Source organism: Flavobacterium sp. 270 (genome assembly GCF_004368785.1).
GTDB lineage: Bacteria > Bacteroidota > Bacteroidia > Flavobacteriales > Flavobacteriaceae > Flavobacterium.
In genome coordinates, this window is record NZ_SODM01000015.1 from 1 (window position 1) to 1,596 (window position 1,596).

The window sequence follows — 1,596 nt, forward strand, 5'->3', positions numbered from 1 at the left end:
AGGAGCTTGACGGTATCGTAAGAATAAGGATCGGCTAACTCCGTGCCAGCAGCCGCGGTAATACGGAGGATCCAAGCGTTATCCGGAATCATTGGGTTTAAAGGGTCCGTAGGCGGTTTAGTAAGTCAGTGGTGAAAGCCCATCGCTCAACGGTGGAACGGCCATTGATACTGCTGAACTTGAATTATTAGGAAGTAACTAGAATATGTAGTGTAGCGGTGAAATGCTTAGAGATTACATGGAATACCAATTGCGAAGGCAGGTTACTACTAATGGATTGACGCTGATGGACGAAAGCGTGGGTAGCGAACAGGATTAGATACCCTGGTAGTCCACGCCGTAAACGATGGATACTAGCTGTTGGAAGCAATTTCAGTGGCTAAGCGAAAGTGATAAGTATCCCACCTGGGGAGTACGTTCGCAAGAATGAAACTCAAAGGAATTGACGGGGGCCCGCACAAGCGGTGGAGCATGTGGTTTAATTCGATGATACGCGAGGAACCTTACCAAGGCTTAAATGTAGATTGACCGTTTTGGAAACAGAACTTTCGCAAGACAATTTACAAGGTGCTGCATGGTTGTCGTCAGCTCGTGCCGTGAGGTGTCAGGTTAAGTCCTATAACGAGCGCAACCCCTGTTGTTAGTTGCCAGCGAGTCATGTCGGGAACTCTAACAAGACTGCCAGTGCAAACTGTGAGGAAGGTGGGGATGACGTCAAATCATCACGGCCCTTACGCCTTGGGCTACACACGTGCTACAATGGCCGGTACAGAGAGCAGCCACTGGGCGACCAGGAGCGAATCTATAAAACCGGTCACAGTTCGGATCGGAGTCTGCAACTCGACTCCGTGAAGCTGGAATCGCTAGTAATCGGATATCAGCCATGATCCGGTGAATACGTTCCCGGGCCTTGTACACACCGCCCGTCAAGCCATGGAAGCTGGGGGTGCCTGAAGTCGGTGACCGCAAGGAGCTGCCTAGGGTAAAACTGGTAACTAGGGCTAAGTCGTAACAAGGTAGCCGTACCGGAAGGTGCGGCTGGAACACCTCCTTTCTAGAGCCTTAGTGTTAGCTATATGCACGCTGGGGAAAAAAGATGATTATTTAAAGGTTTAGAATAAGGACATTTTATTACTCTTGCTGTTAATTTAAAACATAATGAAAATTAAGTAAAACAGAGTCTCGTAGCTCAGCTGGTTAGAGTACTACACTGATAATGTAGGGGTCGGCAGTTCGAGTCTGCCCGGGACTACTCTTTAACTTGATTGAAGGAAATTTTAGAAGTTGAGTGTTAATGAGCATACCTCATAACTAATAACTCATGACTAAAAATGGGGGATTAGCTCAGCTGGCTAGAGCGCCTGCCTTGCACGCAGGAGGTCAACGGTTCGACTCCGTTATTCTCCACTGATTTACTATAAAAGCAGTAAATAAAAGTTCATTGACATATTGAGATAAGAAAATAATAAAAAGTAGAAAGCGTTTTTTGTTATGCAGCAATGCAGATAATAAAAAACAAAAAAAAACGGTCTTAATTAAATTTAAGATTGGTACAATAAGCAAAATAAGGGCGTATGGGGGATGCCTAGGCTCTCA

Annotated in this window: 2 tRNA genes and 1 rRNA gene; all 3 read left to right on the top strand. The window is 45.9% G+C overall.

The annotated features are described in order from the left end of the window. Positions 1 to 1,054: ribosomal RNA gene (locus tag EV144_RS24020) — 16S ribosomal RNA — on the top strand; the annotation flags it as partial. A 124-nt stretch (positions 1,055 to 1,178) separates the two neighbouring features. Beyond that, positions 1,179 to 1,252, top strand: a tRNA-Ile gene (locus EV144_RS24025). Positions 1,253 to 1,333: 81 nt separating this feature from the next. After that, positions 1,334 to 1,407: transfer RNA gene (locus tag EV144_RS24030), tRNA-Ala, on the top strand. Positions 1,408 to 1,596: the final 189 nt, after the last annotated feature.